Raw genomic sequence first — 19,462 nt, forward strand, 5'->3', positions numbered from 1 at the left:
CAAAATTCACGGAGTGACACGCCCTTTGTCACGTAGTGGATTATGCTTATGTCTGCTTGGACCTGGGAGCCGCAGCTGGACAATAAAAAGCGAAGACAATTAGCTTACTCATACACAATTAAAATACTTTTAGTAATAAAAACATAACCCCTCTATTCCAATAAAAACACCTCTAATGCTGATTCTGCAAATAGAGGTGTTTATTAATCTAATCCTTTTTCAATTTCGCTAACGCATCAGCCAAGGCTGAGTTAGTAAATTCATCCTTCTGTTGGTTCTTAAGGTATTTTTGTACGTCTTTTTTAGATGCCTTGTTTTGATTTTGTTTCTTCTTTCTTTCATTAAAGGTAGACAGTTTTTCACGATGCCCACAGCTACACACAAAAATTTGTCCTTCCCCTTCACCACGTAGTTCCAGTCTTTTATGACAGTTCGGGCATCTTGCATTGGTTTTCTTCGCAATATTTTTCTTATGACCACAAGAGCGGTCCTGACAGACGAGCATTCTTCCTTTTTTCGTATTCACTTCAAGCATCTGTTTCCCACAATCAGGACATTTAGTTCCTGTAATGTTGTGGTGCTTATATTTCTGATTACTGTTTTTAATTTCTTTTACTACTGATGAAGCATAGCTTTTCATATCTTTAATAAACTCATTTTTATGAAGCTTTCCCTTTTCAATGGCTGATAGCTTTTGTTCCCACTCTGCAGTTAGTGCTGGAGAGCGTAATTCACTGGGTACTAAATCCAGTAGCTGCTTTCCTTTCGCTGTTAGGTAAATATATTTACCTTTTTTCTCAATATAGTAATGATTAAATAGCTTCTCAATAATATCAGCACGTGTGGCTACTGTTCCCAGCCCGCCGGTTTGATTTATGGTTTGGGCTAATTTCTTATCTTTTTGCTCCATAAATTTCACCGGGTTTTCCATCGCTTGAAGTAAACTACCCTCTGTAAAGGGTTCTTTTGGCTTAGTTTCACCTGAGGTTTGTTTGATTGTTACACTAGTAAGGGTATCTCCTTTTTCCATCTTTGGCACATGCTGTTCAATCGGTTCGTCAGTATCTTCCTGTTGATTTTGATACACCTGTTTCCAGCCTAATTTTTTAATCGTTTTTCCTTTCGCAGTAAATGTTTCATTAGCTATGTTAGCTGTGATAGTCAGTTGTTCAAATTCAAAGGGATCAGAAAGTACAGCTAAAAAGCGTTTGATAACTAAATCATAAATTTTTCGTTCTTTTGGATTTAACTCTGCCAGACGAACACGCTGCTCTGTTGGAATAATAGCATGGTGGTCTGACACTTTCTGATCATCTACAAACGATTTTGTAGGTTTAATATTCTTGTTTACTAAACCACTCGCTATTGCTTTATATTCATCTACCATACACGCTTTAATTCGATCTTTTAATGTAGGTACAATATCAGATGATAAATGACGGGAATCTGTCCGAGGATAGGTTAACACTTTATGCTGTTCATATAACTTTTGCATTGCCGATAGTGTTTCTTTCCCTGAAAAACCGAATATACGATTGGCATCCCGTTGCAGCTCTGTTAAATCATAAAGCTGTGGAGCAAAACTCTTCTTCTGTTTCGTTTCAACATTTGTAATCACTGCATTCTGATTTCTTACTTTCTCCGTGATCTTTTCCACTACTTCTTTTTTAAAGATTCGTGTATGATTCGATTTTTGATCCTGCCAAGTTAAGGTAAATCCATTAGGTGTCACTGCCTGTATACCATAATAAGTCTGGGGAGAAAATTCTTTTATTTCCTCTTCTCTTTTCGCTATCATGGCTAGCGTAGGCGTTTGAACACGTCCACTTGAGAGCTGTGCATTAAATTTCGTTGTTAATGCTCGTGTAGCATTTAGCCCTACATACCAGTCTGCTTCGGCCCGCGCCTGAGCAGATGCATATAGATTTTCATATTGCTTTCCATTCTTCAAATTATTCATCCCATCACGAATGGCTTTATCGGTTACAGAAGATATCCATAACCGTTTAAGAGGCTTTTTGACTCGAGCCTTTTCAATAATCCAGCGGGCTACTAATTCTCCTTCTCTTCCAGCATCCGTTGCAATGACAATATCTTTTACATCATTTCGATTAAATTGATGTTTGATTGTGTTAAATTGTTTTCCCGTCTTTTTCATCACAACCAGCTTTAAACGGTCTGGCAGCATAGGAAGATCCTCCATCTTCCATTCCTTATATTTATCATCATAAATGGCAGGATCTGCTAGTGTTACTAAGTGTCCTAAAGCCCATGTGACAATATATTTTGATCCTTCAAAAAATCCATTGCCCTTTTTCTTACAATTCAACACTCTGGCAATGTCTCGTCCTACTGAAGGTTTTTCTGCAAGAACCACTGTTTTACTCATTCCAACATTCCTCTCGTTGATGACTATGATATCATTTGAAATTATGATATAAGTGTATCAGTCAATGATGAAACTGTCTATTTGAACGCAGGGCCAGTAAATGGTCCCAGTACAAATAAAAAGCGAAAAAAGCTGCATCCCCCTAAAAAGGAGATGCAGATTTTTTCGCTTTTTATTCGTTATCTGAACCAACTGTAGCATATTTGTATTCATAAGTTGAACCAAACGGATTTACATAAACTCCCTCGACTCTTGGAGAGATAAGCTGTGCTTTGGATGCTTGGTAAATAGGTGCAATTGCTGCATCTTCAAATAGAATCTTTTCTGCTTCCAGGAAGTTTTCATAACGGGCCACATTATCTTGGGCAAGCGTTGTGGATGTTTCCTCTACTAATTTATCATACTCAGCATTGGAATAACCCATTTTATTATTTCCACTATCGGTAGTCCATAGATTCATATACGTATATGGATCTAAGAAGTCAGGACCCCATCTGGAAACTTGTACTTCATAATCCATATTTGTATCAAGGTCAAGACGTTGTTCTTTTGGTACTCGTTTTAAATGAACGTTAAGTCCTGGCAGATTTTCTGTTAATTGGTTTGCGATATATTCCACCATTAATTTGGTTGTTTCATCATCATCAGTTAACATTTCAAATTCTACTTCCTCTTGCCCGATTTCTTCTAAACCTTTCTCCCACAATTCCTTAGCCTTATCTACATCGTATGAAACAAGGTCACCATTTACTGCCCGGAAGTCTTCTCCTGTTTCAGGCAGTGGAGTGAAATCGGCAGGAACAAGACCATTAGCAACAAGTGAACCGTTATTTAAAATTTCATCTACTAATGCTTGTTTATTAAAAGCCCGGCTCATTGCCGCACGGATATTTCGATTCGCAAGTGCTTCATTGGCCTCCTGGTTAAACTTAATAAAATAAACAAAGGTATCAGGAATAATCTGATAATCTTCATGTGTCTGATATTGATCTACAAGGTCAGAAGTTAAATCAATACGATCAACTTTATTGGTCTCGTACAAATCAATAGCAGTTTGTGGATCTTTCACTACTTCAAATGTCAATTTATCCATTTGGACAGCATCAGCATCCCAATAGTCTTCATTTTTGACAAGCTCCCAGGAATTGCTTGTGCTTTCCCAATTCGCCATTTTGTAAGGACCATTTGATAGTAACCCATCAGTATTTATAGCAAAATTATCTCCTTGTTCTTCAACAAATGATTCATTTAATGGGAAGAATGTCCCGAAAGTCGTTAAAGATTCAAAGTACGGTGTTGGATTCTCTAATTCAACGACAAACGTATAATCACCTTCTGCAGAAACACCAAGTTCCTCTACCGGAACATCACCATTACTTACTGCTGTTGCATTTTGTATAACACCATTCATCATATAAGGACCATATTCTGAACCTGTATCAGGGTCTACAGCTCTTCTCCAGGAATATACAAAATCATGAGCCGTTACAGAATCTCCATTTGACCACTTTGCATCCTCACGCAAGGTAAATGTCCAGGTTTTCCCATCATCACTTATAGTATGTTCTTTAGCAATACCTGGTTCGGTTGTTCCATCTTCACCTAATCGGTATAAACCTTCCATCGTAGCAGCTAAATAGATAAAGGAAGATTCATCAGTTGCAACAGACGGATCCATAGATGGAATATTTTCTAAATTCGTAAAATTAAGGACCTTTTCTTCCTCTTCAGAAGAGGAATCATTTTCTGTTCCCGAGGTTTCCTCCTCGCCACCATCACTTGAGCAGGCTACTACTAGACTTAGTAATAGACTAAGCACAAGTAATAACCCCCACTTTTTTTGTTTCATATAATCGTATACCCCCTCAGTATGTAGTTTCCAGTAAATTTTAACTTTTCTATCTTGTTAAAATTTACTGAATAGAATATATTATACCGGTATACCAAGAAGAATGTAAAGATTTTTTTGAAAATTTAATAGTAGCCCTTCATTCGTATCACTTTACCTCCTAATTCGGGGCCCATCACCTTTATGCCCATTTTATGGTAAAACCGCATGGCAATAGTATTCGTTGGAGAGACCCTTAGGTGAAACTCTTGGATGTTATGGCTTTTAAAAAATTGTTTCACATAGTCATGTAAGTTTTGTCCCTTGCCCTTTCCACGTTTTTCAGGTATTAAGTAATATAAGTGAACATAACCAATACTTTTATTTTCATAGTTCCGGATTGATAATTCCAACTGACCGATGTATTGGTCACCTTCTCTTACGATGACAAAGCCTTCTGGATACTCGACTATTTTCTCCTCCAACCATCTCAAATAGTCTCCCTCATCAAAGTTTGAGTCATTTCCAAAGCTGATGACAAAAGAATCTTTTCTAAACTGAATCACATAATCCCGATGTTTGTCTATGTTAATCTTTTCAAATTGAATCATAGAATCTATTCTCCCCTATGTTTTAAGTCTGGCAAACTAAATTAAACGTTACCATTCTCATTTTATGCCTCTATATCATTCTTTTCTTCCTGAATGGCCTTATTTTATCACAGTCCCATCTGAGATAAACCCATAAAATTCCATTCTATGGTTTAATTTTAAGGTTCAGGGAAAAACTGAATAAAAAGTCCAAAGGAGGTATTCCCATGAACAAATGGTTATACATATTAGGAACGATTTTATTCGTTGCTGCTATCCTTGTTGGTTTTACAAATAATAAGGAAATGCCTAGTGAAACTGGTGACAATCAAGTAGAAACAGAGGATACAGAGGCAGTAGGAGTTTCCAATGAAGAGGAAGGCAGTGAAACAGATTTAGCTACCCATTTAGACACAGTGCTAACTTCAGTAAACGAGTTAGAACAGGTTTTTGAAGATACACCAGACAACATTACTAAAATCAATGAAAAAGGACAGGCTCTTGAAGCGAATTGGGACGTGATTGAAAAACAGGTAGAAGAGCTTGATCCCGATCAATATGCGGATATAGAGAGGAGTCTTTATCCTTTAATCGCCGAAGCACAAAAGGACAATCCTGATGTGGATAATATGAAAACTTTAAGTGAAGAAGTCAGGAAAAAAGTAAAGAAATTTAGAGAACAAATAGCAGATGAATCATAATCGAAACCAGGAATCCCGATTGGTTGAATTATTTACTCCTGGGATTCCTGGTTCTTTTGAACTCATCTAAAAAATCCTTTTGAAAGCTAGTGGAAACAGAATCATTTGTATCATTCTTAACCGTTTTTTTGAATACATCTTTTCCAAATTTCTCGGATAAATCATCGACAACCTGGTACAGCTTTTCATTTTTGGCCTCATTTTCATAGGTGAATAAATCCAGTTGCTTTGTGATTTCATCTTTTTCAGTTAGCTGCTGTGCAGTTACCCCTAATAAACGAATCGGGCTTCCACCCCAGTTCGCATAAAAAAGCTCAGATGAAATTTTATAAATTTCATCTTTTAATTCTACATAATCATGAAGTTGTTGACTTCTTGTAATCGTTTTTCGATCATGATAACGTATCATGATTTGAATATTTTCTGAAACTACAGATTTTCGCTGTATCCGTTCTGCAACCTTATCCGACAAAGAATAAAGAAGAAGATTAATTTCCTGTTCATCCGTTGTGTCATTAGGAAGTGTTTTAGAGTTACCGATACTTTTAAAAATACTTACAGCATCAGGATCAACAGGAGTGGGATCATATCCATTCGCACGATTTTTCAGTCTTTCTCCATTAATGCCCAAAATATTCTTAAGTTGATAACCATCAAACTCTGCGAGATCACCGATGGTCTTAATATCTAATTGCTGCAATTTTTGAGCGGTTTTCTGACCTATCCCATACATTTCATCGATAGGTAGAGGCCATAATTTATTTTTAAGTTCTCTTTTTCGCAGGACTGTAATTCCCATTGGCTTTTTCATGTCCGAAGCCATTTTAGCCAGAAACTTATTCGGAGCAATACCAATACTACATGGTAAATCCAGTTCCTGTTTAATCTTTGATTGGATCTGTTCAGCAATTTCAAGTGGCGTTCCTAAATCCGCGCATTCGGTAATATCCATGTATCCCTCATCAATAGAAACAGGCTGAACATATGGTGTGATATCAGCCAGAATTTCAAACATATTCCTCGAAGCCTCTCGATAACGGTCAAAATTCGGGGTTCTTACAATTAATTCCGGACAAAGATCTTTTGCCTGCCATAAAGGCATTGTCGTTTTGACCCCTTTAGCTCTTGCCTCATAACTACTGGTAACAATAATCCCTTTACGCTGCTCAGGGTTACCAGCTATCGCTAAAGGCTTGCCTTTCAAATCCGGATCATAAGCAGCTTCCACGGATGCATAAAAACTATTCATATCCACATGAAAAATGATACGGCCTTTCGTAGGAAACCGATTTGACATATTAACACCTGCTTGCGAAACATTTGTTCTTTGTTCATTATAACATACTTACTCACTGATTCACCCTGCGTTTCTCCAATCATAAAAAAACAAGTACACGACCAATAATCATGTACTTGCTTTTAATACCTTTCTAGTTTCCAGCTTCCTCAATAATAGCAGCGACTAACTCTGCAGCTTTAACCAGTTCATTTACAGGCATGCGTTCATCTGTGGTATGAATTTCTTCGTAACCAACAGCAAGGTTAACGGTTGGTATGCCGTAGCCTGAAATAACATTGGCGTCACTTCCACCTCCACTTTTACGCGGTGTAGTTGTACGTCCAATTTTTTCTGCTGCCTTTTTCACAACTTCAACAATTTGGTCTTCTTCACCATGTTTGAAACCAGGGTAAGCTACATTCACATCCACCTCTGCTTTTCCTCCCAATTGTAAAGCCGTGTTTTCAAAAGCAGATTTCATTTTTTCGACTTGTTCTTCCATTTTTTCTTTTTCTAGTGAGCGGGCTTCAGCAGATATTTCTACATGATCAGCAACTACATTTGTGGCTCCTCCGCCTACAAATCGGCCAATATTTGCTGTTGTTTCCTCATCAATTCGGCCCAGAGGCATTTTAGCAATTGCTTTAGCAGCAATCGAAATCGCTGATACTCCTTTTTCAGGAGCAACACCTGCGTGTGCTTTTTTTCCTTTAATGGTTGTATGTATTTTTGCCTGAGTTGGAGCTGCAATAACTACATCACCTACCTGCCCATCGCTATCGAGAGCATAACCGTATTTTGCTTTCACAGAAGATGAATCCAGTGCTTTTGCACCCACTAAGCCAGATTCCTCTCCGACAGTAATAACAAATTGTACATCACCATGTTCAATATGGTTTTCCTTCACATATCGAATGGCTTCAAACATAGCGGCAAGTCCTGTTTTGTCATCTGCACCTAAAACAGTTGTACCATCAGATACAATATAACCATCCTTTACAGAAGGCTTCACTCCCGCACCAGGTGCAACAGTATCCATATGGGAAGTGAAATAAATAGGATCTGCTCCATCCTTTGTTCCCTTCAGGGTACAAATTAAGTTATTAGAACCAAAACCCGTTTGTTCTTTCGCCTGGTCTTCTACGACCTCAAGACCTAAATCCGAAAATTTCTTTTTTAATTTACCAGAAATCGTTTCTTCGTTTTTCGTTTCAGAATCGATTTGAACAAGTTCCAAAAATTCATTCAAAATCCGTTCTTGATCGACTGATATCATTTTGTTTTCCTCCTTATGTAATTCCATACCACAACTTAAGACCTATGAATACTATCTTTACATTACCTGATTTAGAATAAAAAAAACCTAAGGATAAGTCAATTAACAGGACTTATAATGGCATATTCCCATGTTTCTTTTTTGGTCGCTCCTCGGTTTTATTTTTAAGCATATCTAATGATGTAATCAAAGCTTGTCTCGTTTCTCTGGGATCAATCACGTCATCTACCATTCCAAGACCTGCAGCCACATAGGGATTCGCAAATTTTTCCCGATATTCTGCTATTTTTTCCTGACGGGTTGTTTCAGGATCTTCACTTTCTTTGATTTCTTTTGCAAATATAATATTGGCAGCACCGTCTGGCCCCATAACGGCAATTTCAGCATTTGGCCATGCATAAACCAGATCCGCGCCAATTGATTTACTATTTAAAGCTACATAGGCGCCTCCATAAGCCTTGCGTGTGATAAATGTAATTTTAGGTACAGTAGCTTCGGAGTACGCATATAAAATTTTAGCACCGTGTCGTATAATTCCACCATGCTCCTGTTTAATACCAGGAAAAAAACCTGTTACGTCTTCAAATGTAACGAGAGGGATATTAAAGGCATCACACATGCGAATAAATCTTGCCGCTTTATCACTTGAATCAATATCTAAACCACCTGCCATAAATTTAGGCTGATTACAGACAAGACCAACAACTTTTCCTTTTACGCGTGCAAAACCTACCACAATATTTTTTGCAAAATCAGGGTGTATCTCAAAGAAGGAATCCTCGTCGACAACTTCTTCCACAATCGTTCTTACGTCATATGGACGAACAGGATCAAAAGGAATTTTATCATTTAAGTCCGCTAAGTAATCTTCTTGCCCATTGGGTTTTTTTGCTGGTGGATTCTCTTGATAATTAGATGGTAAATAGCTTATAAGTTTACGTACATATTCCAGTGCTTTTTCTTCATTCTTTGCTTTTAAGTGGGCGTTTCCACTTTTCGTGTTATGAACAGCAGCTCCACCTAAATCTTCTGAGGAAATTTTCTCTCCTGTTACCGTTTCAATCACTTTCGGACCCGTAATGAACATTTGAGATGTTTTTTCAACCATGATGACAAAATCAGTAATCGCCGGAGAGTATACAGCACCACCTGCACTAGGACCCATGATTACCGATATTTGTGGAATAACTCCTGAATAAATGGAATTTCGATAAAAAACTTGTCCATATCCATCTAAAGATGCGACACCTTCCTGAATTCTCGCCCCACCTGAATCATTTAGTCCAATAAAAGGAGTCCCATTTTTAGCAGCTAAATCCATCACAGCTGCAATCTTTTTCCCATGCATCTCACCCAATGCTCCCCCGTAAACGGTAAAATCCTGCGCAAATAGATAGACATCTCGACCATCTATTTTTCCAAATCCTGTAACCACACCCTCGCCAGGAGCATCCTTCATACCAAAATCACTCGTACGTGGTTCCATAAATGGATTCAGTTCCACAAATGATCCATCATCAAGCAAATAGTCAATCCGTTCTCTTGCTGTCATCTTTCCTTTATCACGCTGTTTTTGAATTTTTTCATCCCCGCCGCCTAGCTCAACTGTTCTTCGTTTATCATAAAGTTCATTAATTTTATCATAGATATCCATTATGATTCCCCCTTACGATGATGACAGAGTTCATATAAAACGCCATTTGCTGCTCTTGGATGGAGAAAAGCAATTTCAGCTCCATTAGCTCCTTCTTTTGGCTCTTCATTAATTAGTGGAACGTCCTGGTCACGATAGTGCTGTAAACGATCTTTTAAATCACTCACTTCTAAAGCAATATGGTGAATGCCCTCACCCTTTTTCTCCACAAATTTATAAATTGGAGATTGTTCAGATAACGGTTCTAACAACTCAATCGATGTTTCTCCAATTTCAAAAAAGGCGACCTTCACTCCTTCAGATGGGACTTCCTCTACTCCTTTTAAGTTCAGTCCTAAAATTTGATCATAAAAGGGAATGGTTTTTTCCAGACTTTTCACTGCAATACCAATGTGGGATATTTTTTCTGGTGGTGTTGTTTCTTTCACCTCTTCCGGTGTAACCAGTTGCTTAATATATGCAGCAATGTATTCTGTCGGAGTCCCAGGTGTAAAAACTTTTTGAACCCCTTTTTCTTCTAAAAAAGGAATATCCTCTGCCGGAATGACACCACCTCCAATAACGGGGATGTCCTCTGCCTGTCTTTCTTTTAATTGTTCTACAACCTTAGGAAATAAAGAACGATGAGCACCAGATAATGAAGAAAGGCCAATAACATCTACATCCTCCTGAACAGCAGCTTGAGCAATTTGAGCCGGTGACTGCCGTAAGCCTGTATAAATCACTTCCATTCCATGATCACGTAAAGTTTGGGCAATAATAAGTGCTCCCCGGTCATGACCATCAAGTCCTGGTTTCGCAATCAATGCTCGAATTTTTTTACCCATATACTTATCTCCCCTTTTGTATCCTTCCATGATTATTCAATGTTCAGCCAACATATTCACCAAATTGATTTCTTAAAACATTACAAATTTCACCTACGGATGCATAGGCTTTGACAGCCTCTAAAATATACGGAATCAAATTTTCATTCGAATTTTTTGCAGCTTTTTCTAGTCTTGTTAATGTTTTATTTACAATTTCCTGATCTCGTTTCGCTTTGACATCCTTCAAGCTATTTATTTGATTACGTTCAAGTTTTTCATCCACTTTTAGTAAATCTGGATGGAGCTCTTCATCTACTTCAAACTGATTTAATCCCACCACAATTTCCTCTTTATTTTCCATTTTTTTCTGTGTTTCATAGGCTGCTTGATGAATTTCCCTTTGCATATATCCTTCCTCTACCGCCTGTACAGCTCCGCCAAACTCTTCTATTTTACCGAGGTATTTCTCGACCTCTTCTTCCATTTGATCCATTAAAGATTCCACATAATAGGAGCCGGCTATGGGATCGACAGTATCAGCAACCCCACTTTCATGCGCTATAATCTGCTGGGTGCGAAGAGCAATCCGAGCGGACTCTTCAGTCGGTAAAGCTAAAGCTTCGTCCCTGGAATTTGTATGTAAGCTTTGTGTTCCACCTAATACTGCTGAAAGCGCTTGTAAAGTAACCCGAACAATATTGTTATCAGGCTGTTGGGCTGTAAGGGTCGATCCGCCTGTTTGTGTATGAAAACGCAGCTTCCAGCTTTTTGGATTTTTTGCCCCATACTTTTCCCTCATAATTTTGGCCCATAATCTTCTGGCCACTCTAAACTTAGCAATTTCTTCAAAAAAGTTATTGTGTGCGTTAAAAAAGAAGGCTAAACGGGGGGCAAACTGATCAATTTCGAGCCCGCTTTCTAAGGCAGCATCTACATAAGCCATACCATTAGCCAGTGTAAAAGCAACTTCCTGTACAGCAGTGGAACCCGCTTCTCGAATGTGGTAGCCGGAAATACTAATAGTATTAAATTTCGGTACGTACTGCTCACAATACTTAAAAATATTGGTAATCAGTCGCATAGAAGGTTTTGGAGGAAAAATATAAGTTCCCCTTGCGATATATTCCTTCAAAATGTCATTTTGTATAGTCCCAGTCAAAGATTCCTTAGCTACACCTTGTTTTTCGCCAACAGCTATGTACATACATAACAAAACGGATGCTGGAGCATTGATTGTCATTGAAGTACTAACCTGATTCAATGGAATTCCTTCTAATAAATCCTCCATATCCTGAAGCGTATCAATCGCAACACCTACTTTTCCTACTTCTCCGTCTGACATGGGATCATCGGAGTCATAGCCAATTTGGGTTGGTAAGTCAAACGCAACGGAAAGGCCCGTTTGTCCCTGCTCTAATAAATACCGAAAACGCTCGTTTGTTTCCTTTGCTGAGCCAAAACCTGCATACTGACGCATCGTCCAGAAACGGCTTCGATACATGGTTGGCTGTATTCCTCTTGTATAAGGGTATTGCCCTGGAAATCCCAATTTTTCTACATATTTTTCATCTTCCTTTTCTGGTAAATATAATCTATCAACTTCTATATCAGAGCTGGTTGTAAATGTTTCTTTTCGTTCCGGAAAACGTTGGACTGTTTTGTTAACTGCTTCTTCCCATTCTTGTTTTGGATTCTTTGTCATTATGGAACCTCCTTCGCGTTGTCCTAATCTTATTTATTTCGATAAAAAATGAAATATTCCTACTATTCAGAGGAAAACAATCTTCATTTTTGAAAAAATGTTTATTTTACGAGTGAAATGAAAAACCTGGACAAACTGTTTCGTAAGTAAACAAAACCAAGGTGTCTCTTTACATGAAACAGGTTTCCATGTACTTGAGACACCTTCCCTTTCAGTGCTTCTGTTTCTTTATAGACCCATATTTTTCGCAATAATCGTTTTCATAATTTCATTTGTACCTGCATAAATCGAAGTGACAGCAACATCCCGATATCTTCTGGCAATTTCATACTCTTCCATATAGCCGTACCCTCCATGGAGCTGCATGCAATCAACCGCCACTTTTTGTGCGAGCTCTGTTGTCCACCATTTCGCCATGGATACTTCATCAACAATATCTGCCCCAGCCATATGTTCCTCCACCAAACGATCTACAAACGTCTTTCCAATTTCCAGTTCCGTTTGCATTTCAGCCAGCTTAAACTGAGTGTTTTGAAATTTACTTAACGTTCTGCCGAATGCTTTTCGCTGTTTCACATATTCAAGCGTTAATGCAACCATCTGCTCAATGGATGCTATTGTTTGAATAGCTACCATCAAACGTTCCTGTTGTAGCTTTTCCATCAAATAATAGAATCCTTCTCCTTCATCTCCTAATAGATTACTAGCAGGAACCCTTGCATCTTCAAAAATTAACTCACTCGTATCGTTTGCATGCTGACCGACTTTGGTAAGTTTTTTCCCTCGTTTAAACCCAGGTGTGTCTTTTTCAACTACAAGAAGACTAATTCCTTTATGCGGAGGGTTGACCTTGGGATCAGTTTTGCAGACGACTACAATTAAATCCGCCGAATATCCATTGGTAATAAAGGTTTTTTCTCCATTAACAAGGTAATCATCTCCGTCTCTTATGGCTGTGGTTTTCACAGACGCTAAATCAGAACCTGCACCAGGCTCTGTCATCGCGATTGCAGAAATCATTTCACCTGTTGTTGACTTGGGTAACCAGCGATTTTTCTGTTCTTCACTTCCAAAGGATTCAATATAAGGAATAACGATATCATTATGAAGCCCCAGCCCTGTCATACCTGTACCAATTTTCTCAAACTCCTCTGATAACACCACAGAGTAACTGAAATCTGCATTCAAACCACCATATTTTTCATCAACCTGAGGACATAAAAACCCTTGTTTTCCCGCTTTTTCCCAAAAAGAACGTGGTACTTGCTTGTTCTTTTCCCACTGTTCATAATAAGGAGCAGCTTCTTTTTCAAGAAACTTTTGCAAGGACTCTCTGAAAATTTCATGCTCCTCCTTTAGATAACCTCTATTCATAAAAGGGCCTCCTGTTTTTACTTTAAATTTCAAATCAAACGAAAACTAAAGGAGTTTATTATTCTTTGCATCTTCAGCGCGTGCAATTAGATTGGCTACACCTACATTTAAGAAAGCAAAACGATCATCCTTAACCTCCCCTATTTTCCAGCGATAGTAAAGCTGTTGGAGGATACCGGCTAATTTATAAAAGCCTAATGTTAAATAAAAGTTGATATTGGATACATCTCTTCCTGTAAGTTGTGTATATCTTTCTAACAATGCTCTTCTACTATAAAATCCAGGTTTATCTGTGACTGATGTAATACCTAGCGGGGGATCATCCTTCTCTATCCAGTAAACTAATGCAGAACCGAGATCTGCTAATGGATCACCTATTGTAGCTAACTCCCAATCAAATACACCAATAACCGTGTCAGGATTTTGAGGATCAAACATCATATTATTTAATTTAAAATCATTGTGTACAATAGTTACCTCTTCATTAGAAGGAATATGATCCATAAGCCATTTTTCAACTGAATCGATATATTTTATCTCTTCTGTTTTCGATCTTTCATGTCTTTTTATCCAACCATAAACCTGGCGGGATAAATAACCATCAGGTTTTCCGATGCTTTCCAGATGTTCCTTCTGATAATCTACTTTCTGTAATTGTACAAGTGATTGAATCACAGCCTCAGATATTTGCTGGCAGGTATTTTCTGTATCTTCAAATTGATTTGGAAGTTTATCATCGATTACGACACCATTCCGTTTTTCCATGATGTAAAAGTGTTTATCCATAATAGCAGGGTCCTCACAATAAATATATGGCCTGGGTGCTAATGGAAACGCCGGATGTATTTTTTTTCAACAGATTGAATTCCCGTTTCATATCATGAGCCTTAGGTGGTGTATAGCCAAATGGGGGTCTTCTTAATACTGCTTCCCAATCACCAATTTGAATGGAATAGGTTAAATTGGAGTACCCCTCTGTAAATGGCCGCACCTCCAATGGACGATTGGGGAGATTTTTAATATGGGAACGTAAGAATTGTTCCACTTTCACCCAATCAATCTCAAGATTGGCTTTTTCCTCCTTAATTGCACACACCCCCCCGGCATAATCTTAAAAACCTACATTCACTTAACTACATCCTTTCCCCATTTTTCCTTAGAAACGTTCTCCAACGCCTTCTGGTAATCCGCTTTTAATTCGTCAACAATTTCTGATACCGATTGGGTCGCATTTATGGAACCTACTCCCTGGCCGGCTCCCCAAACATCTTTCCATGCTTTTACTTCTTTGTTTCGTAATTCTGAGAAATCAATTTGTTCCTTTTTCTTGAGATTGCCAGGATCTAAACCGGCTTTTTCGATACTTGGAATGAGATAATTGGCATTCACTCCGCTGAAGGCATCTGTGTAGATAATATCTTCAATAGACGAGTCTACAATCATTTCTTTATAATCATCCTGCGCTGAGCTTTCTTTTGCTGGAATAAATCGTGTTCCTATATAGGAGAAATCTGCGCCCAGTACTTCAGTGGCGAGTATATCCTCTCCTTTTGTCATCCCTCCCGATAAAGCAATTGGACCATCAAAGAATTCCCGTACTTCATGTACAAAAGAAATCGGATTAAACGTACCAGCATGACCTCCTGCACCACTGGCTACAAGAACGAGACCATCTGCACCTTTTTCAATCGCTTTTTTCGCATATTTAATATTAATGACATCGGAAAACACAACTCCACCATAGTCATGAACCACATTAGCCACCGGTCCCGGATCTCCTAAGGATGTAATAACGACTGGGGGCTGGTATTTTTCAATCATTTTCAGATCTTCTACATAGCGCTTGTTAGAGCTGTGTACAATAAAATTAATTCCCCATGGCCCTATTTTCCGTTGAGGATTTTCCTGTTTTAAGCGATGGAGTTCAGAAGTGATTTCTTTCATCCAGTCTTCTAAAATTTCTCCTGTTCGAGCGTTTAATGCAGGAAAAGTGCTAATCACTCCCGATGCACACCCATTGACAACCATTTTTGGATTATTAATTAAAAACATAGGTGCAATCATTACAGGTATTTCTACTGATTCCTTTAATTTTTTAACGGTTTGATTAGTCATTTACATCACCTTTCTGTCATTTCATTATGATTTTGATATATCGAAAATGCACGAGGGTATTATGGATGCGTAAACTAATTTTTTGCTTTTCAATAAATGCACGCACTCCCTCTTTTACATCCTTTGGTTTAAACAGATTAGAAAACCATTGCTTCCCAAGAGATATCCCTTCAATTAACGATTTCTTACTGCCTTCATTAACTAGGCGCTTAATTCGGCTTAACGCTTCAAAAGGCTGGTTGACTAATTTTTAGGTCAGGTCTACTATAGTTTCTTTATCCTCTCCTTTCTTTGCCACTTAATGAACAAACTCTCCTCTCTTTTTTGTATGTCTATTCTTTTTGCAAACCAAATTTCTTTAAAGTTTCGTTCGTATGCTCACCGAGTTCTGGCGCTTTCGTGCGGATTGTTCCAGGTGTTTCAGATAACTTTATGGGGATACCTAGATGCTGCAGTGTTTCTTCTTGTTGAGGAGTGCTTTGTATCATTTGGCGGGACAAAACTTGTGGATTAGTTATTACTTCATTAAATGTTAGAACTGGAGCGACACAAGCCTCCTGATTATTAAATTCCTCCATCCAATCATGTAAGGTCTTCTTTTGTATAATCTTTTGTATTTCTTTCTTCATCACATTTTGTTCATTCGTGGATTCTCCCAATTTAGGAATAAACTCTTCTTTGCCAATGGTTTTACAAAATGTTGACCAGAACTTTGGCTCAAGAGCTCCAACGGATAGCCAACGTTGATCTTTGGTTTGATAAACTTCATAGCAGGCAAGGGCTCCACTCAATGGCTGTTTTCCTCTTTTCGGCTGTACTTGATTTGTTAAAAAACCAGGAAGTAATGTTTGCAGCCAAGAAAGAACACCATCTAACATAGAAACATCAACGAATTGTCCTCTTCCAGACCTCTCTCTTTCAAGTAAAGCAAGCAATATACCAATTGTAGCCGGGAGAGCACCTCCGCCAATATCTGCAATTTGCGCCGCTGGTACTGTAGGCTTTTGATCCTTTTCACCCATTACATCTAATAAACCGGCATAACTGATATAATTAATATCATGACCTGGTTTCTCTTTATAAGGACCGGTTTGACCATGGCCTGTAATCGCACAATAAATCAATTCAGGATTGATCCTTTTTAACCGGTTATAATTCAAGCCAAGTTTCTCCATGACACCTGGTCGAAAGGATTCCACTACAACATCGGCTTTCTCAACTAAATGAAAAAAGTATTGTTTTTCTTCATCACTTTTTAAATTTAAACAAACACTTTTCTTATTTCTGTTTAATGAATGAAAGAAGGCACTATTCTCATCTACTTTTGGTTCTTGTGCTCTTGCATAATCCCCCTTCATCGGATCTTCTACTTTAATAACCTCCGCCCCAAAATCAGCTAATAGCATCGTACAGTACGGACCTGGCAATAAGCGTGTTAAGTCAAGAACACGAATGGACTTTAATGGCACCATTTAGTCCTCCTTACTTTCCGTTTTGCTCTTTTAATAAAGATTGTTTTCTGCATTAAGTGAGAGGGACGAAAGAGGCAAACACACGCTCCGCATTGGCCTTCCTGATTGCCCCTCACTACGGGGATCACCTATTTCTATTTGCTTAACCAACTTAAGTTCTTCAGCTAAAAAACAACAAACTTTTAGAATACAGAATCTATTAATCCAGACGTTCGATAACCGTAGCATTCGCCATTCCGTGTCCTTCACACATTGTTTGCAGCCCGTAACGCCCACCAGTTCGCTCGAGTTCATGAAGCATCGTAGTCATCAAACGACCTCCACTAGCACCTAATGGATGCCCTAATGCAATTGCACCTCCATTTACATTTAAACGATTGGAATCTGCACCCGTTTCACGCAGCCACGCTAGTGGAACTGGGGCAAAGGCTTCATTTACCTCAAATAAATCAATCTCATTAATGGAAAGGCCGGCTTTCTTAAGTACTTTCTGTGTTGCCGGTATAGGACCCGTTAACATAAGAGTCGGATCTGAACCGACCACAGCCCGTGCGACTACACGAAATCTTGGCTGCAGACCAAGTTCTTCGGCCTTTTCTCTCGACATCATAAGAATAGCATTTGCACCATCGCTTATTTGACTGGAATTACCTGCAGTTATATTTCCAGCTTTTTTAAAAGACGGCTTTAGTGAACGAAGCTTTTCCCTATTCGTATCTTCTCTTGGTCCTTCATCATCTTTTATTTTCGTTACGGTACCATCTTGCCATTTCACCTCTAATGGCATTATTTCCTTATCAAAACGCCCTTTTTTTCGTGCCTGAATGGCTTTTTGATGACTTTCCAGTGAAAATTGATCCAGTTCCTCACGACTAAACTCCCATTTATCCGCAATTCGATCGGCTGATAATCCCTGGTGAATCATTTCATACTTAGATGTGAGTTCATCGCTAAAGTCAACATCCAGACGATTGGATCCTATTGGGACCCGTGACATATTTTCCACTCCACCTGCTACTACAACATCCATATCTCCACTTAAAATTGCCTGTGCAGCAAAGTGAACAGCTTGTTGACTGGAACCACACTGACGATCAATCGTTGTACCAGGTACTTCAATCGGATAATCAGCCATTAGCGCAGAAACTCTGGCAATATCCAATGCCTGTTCCCCCACTTGAGATACACAACCTAAAATGACATCTTCCACCATATCAGGTGAAATACCAGCTCTTTTTACTACTTCTTTCAGCGGTTTTGCAGCCAGTTCATCCGCCCGCATTCCACTTAACAGCCCATTTCTTTTTCCAACAGGTGTTCTCACTGCCTCTACAATCACAGCTTCACGCATAAGCATACTCCTCCCTCTTTGAAATCCCTTTCAAATTATAGGCTACTAGAATCTTAGAATTAGCGTTTATTTAGGTTGCATTCGAATGGCACCGTCAAGCCGAATGGTTTCCCCATTTAACATTGGATTTTCAATAATGCTGTGAGCTAGCTTTCCATATTCTTTTGGATCACCTAATCTAGGTGGAAACGGTACCATTTTTCCTAATGATTCTCTTATTTCATCCGATACTGAACCAAACAGGGGTGTATCAAATAGTCCTGGAGCTATAGTCATAACCCTTATACCCAATGGAGATAAATCCCTTGATATTGGTAGGGTCATCCCAACAATACCACCTTTTGAAGCACTATAGGCTGCCTGACCAATTTGTCCTTCATAAGCCGCAACGGAAGCTGTATTAATGATAACTCCTCTTTCTCCATTCTCATTTGGCTCATTATCGCTCATGTTTTCTGCCGCGAGACGAATGGCATTAAAGGTGCCCACTAAATTAACCTGGATAACTTGGCTAAAGGTGTTCAAATCGTGAGGGCCTTTACTCCTGCTATACGTTTTGGCCCCTGCCCCAATACCTGCACAGTTCACTAACGTATTTATGGTACCAAAGTGAGATTTAGTCTGTTTTAATGCTGATTTTATACTTTCTTCATCCGTCACATCGGTATGTATAAATGCTGCTTTTTCCCCTAATTCATTAGCTAAATGGCTTCCTTTCTCTTCTTGTAAATCTAATATGGTAACTTTTCCACCATGAGATACAATTTTTCTCACAGTAGCTTCCCCAAGTCCTGATGCTCCTCCTGTTACGACTGCCGAAACGTCTTCTATTTTCAAGAATGCATTCTCCTCTCCTATTTATCGATTTAAGGGACTCTGTTCCTGATTTAACAAAACCGGCTGCATGACAACGGCTTACTGA

Annotated in this window: 16 protein-coding genes; 1 reads left to right on the forward strand and 15 read right to left on the reverse strand. The window is 38.7% G+C overall.

Annotated elements, in window-relative coordinates:
• Window positions 1-208 precede the first annotated feature (208 nt).
• The 3 genes from BMX63_RS09685 to BMX63_RS09695 all read right to left on the reverse strand — a co-directional run bounded on the left by BMX63_RS09685 (window position 209) and on the right by BMX63_RS09695 (window position 4,828).
• Window positions 209-2,389, reverse strand: coding sequence for a DNA topoisomerase III (locus BMX63_RS09685; RefSeq protein WP_093134784.1), 2,181 nt, complete (start codon window positions 2,387-2,389; stop codon window positions 209-211).
• A 172-nt stretch (window positions 2,390-2,561) separates the two neighbouring features.
• The gene (locus BMX63_RS09690) at window positions 2,562-4,238 is read right to left on the reverse strand and encodes a peptide ABC transporter substrate-binding protein (protein ID WP_093134787.1); all 1,677 of its coding nucleotides are present in this window, start codon (window positions 4,236-4,238) and stop codon (window positions 2,562-2,564) included.
• A 125-nt stretch (window positions 4,239-4,363) separates the two neighbouring features.
• Window positions 4,364-4,828 carry a GNAT family N-acetyltransferase gene (locus tag BMX63_RS09695; protein WP_342732348.1) on the reverse strand — a complete coding sequence of 155 codons (465 nt, stop codon included), beginning with the start codon at window positions 4,826-4,828 and terminating at the stop codon, window positions 4,364-4,366.
• A 206-nt stretch (window positions 4,829-5,034) separates the two neighbouring features.
• Here BMX63_RS09695 and BMX63_RS09700 point away from each other — a divergent pair, with 206 nt between their 5' ends.
• Window positions 5,035-5,508, forward strand: a complete 474-nt coding sequence (locus BMX63_RS09700; RefSeq protein ID WP_093134789.1) for a hypothetical protein — start codon at window positions 5,035-5,037, stop codon at window positions 5,506-5,508.
• Between the two features lie 28 nt (window positions 5,509-5,536).
• Here the strand turns inward: BMX63_RS09700 and BMX63_RS09705 are convergent, their stop codons facing one another.
• The 12 genes from BMX63_RS09705 to BMX63_RS09755 form a co-directional block, all read right to left on the reverse strand.
• Window positions 5,537-6,805, reverse strand: a complete 1,269-nt coding sequence (locus BMX63_RS09705; protein WP_093134793.1) for a DNA polymerase IV — start codon at window positions 6,803-6,805, stop codon at window positions 5,537-5,539.
• Window positions 6,806-6,938: 133 nt separating this feature from the next.
• Window positions 6,939-8,063, reverse strand: coding sequence for a M20/M25/M40 family metallo-hydrolase (locus tag BMX63_RS09710; protein WP_093134796.1), 1,125 nt, complete (start codon window positions 8,061-8,063; stop codon window positions 6,939-6,941).
• A 112-nt stretch (window positions 8,064-8,175) separates the two neighbouring features.
• Window positions 8,176-9,717: an acyl-CoA carboxylase subunit beta gene (locus BMX63_RS09715; RefSeq protein WP_093134800.1), complete on the reverse strand. Its 1,542-nt coding sequence runs from the start codon at window positions 9,715-9,717 to the stop codon at window positions 8,176-8,178.
• Window positions 9,717-10,544, reverse strand: a complete 828-nt coding sequence (gene mce, locus BMX63_RS09720; protein ID WP_093134802.1) for a methylmalonyl-CoA epimerase — start codon at window positions 10,542-10,544, stop codon at window positions 9,717-9,719. Before mce ends, BMX63_RS09715 begins: the two co-directional genes overlap by 1 nt.
• A gap of 43 nt (window positions 10,545-10,587) precedes the next feature.
• Window positions 10,588-12,228: an acyl-CoA mutase large subunit family protein gene (locus BMX63_RS09725; protein WP_093134805.1), complete on the reverse strand. Its 1,641-nt coding sequence runs from the start codon at window positions 12,226-12,228 to the stop codon at window positions 10,588-10,590.
• Between the two features lie 228 nt (window positions 12,229-12,456).
• A complete protein-coding gene (locus tag BMX63_RS09730) occupies window positions 12,457-13,602 on the reverse strand; it encodes an acyl-CoA dehydrogenase family protein (protein ID WP_093134807.1) in 1,146 nt (381 codons plus the stop codon).
• Between the two features lie 45 nt (window positions 13,603-13,647).
• The gene (locus BMX63_RS09735; RefSeq protein ID WP_342732356.1) at window positions 13,648-14,388 is read right to left on the reverse strand and encodes a phosphotransferase family protein; all 741 of its coding nucleotides are present in this window, start codon (window positions 14,386-14,388) and stop codon (window positions 13,648-13,650) included.
• A gap of 13 nt (window positions 14,389-14,401) precedes the next feature.
• Window positions 14,402-14,698 carry a phosphotransferase family protein gene (locus BMX63_RS18680; RefSeq protein WP_281242747.1) on the reverse strand — a complete coding sequence of 99 codons (297 nt, stop codon included), beginning with the start codon at window positions 14,696-14,698 and terminating at the stop codon, window positions 14,402-14,404.
• Between the two features lie 29 nt (window positions 14,699-14,727).
• Entirely contained in the window at window positions 14,728-15,717 is a 990-nt protein-coding gene (locus BMX63_RS09740) for an NAD(P)H-dependent flavin oxidoreductase (RefSeq protein WP_093134810.1), read from the reverse strand.
• Between the two features lie 332 nt (window positions 15,718-16,049).
• Entirely contained in the window at window positions 16,050-17,189 is a 1,140-nt protein-coding gene (locus BMX63_RS09745; RefSeq protein WP_245732805.1) for a CaiB/BaiF CoA transferase family protein, read from the reverse strand.
• A 199-nt stretch (window positions 17,190-17,388) separates the two neighbouring features.
• On the reverse strand, window positions 17,389-18,540 hold the full coding sequence (locus BMX63_RS09750) for a thiolase family protein (protein ID WP_093134813.1): 1,152 nt from the start codon (window positions 18,538-18,540) through the stop codon (window positions 17,389-17,391).
• A 66-nt stretch (window positions 18,541-18,606) separates the two neighbouring features.
• Window positions 18,607-19,377: a 3-hydroxyacyl-CoA dehydrogenase gene (locus BMX63_RS09755; protein ID WP_093134816.1), complete on the reverse strand. Its 771-nt coding sequence runs from the start codon at window positions 19,375-19,377 to the stop codon at window positions 18,607-18,609.
• Between the last annotated feature and the right edge of the window lie 85 nt (window positions 19,378-19,462).

The organism is Salinibacillus kushneri (genome assembly GCF_900111405.1).
Lineage (GTDB): Bacteria > Bacillota > Bacilli > Bacillales > Alkalibacillaceae > Salinibacillus > Salinibacillus kushneri.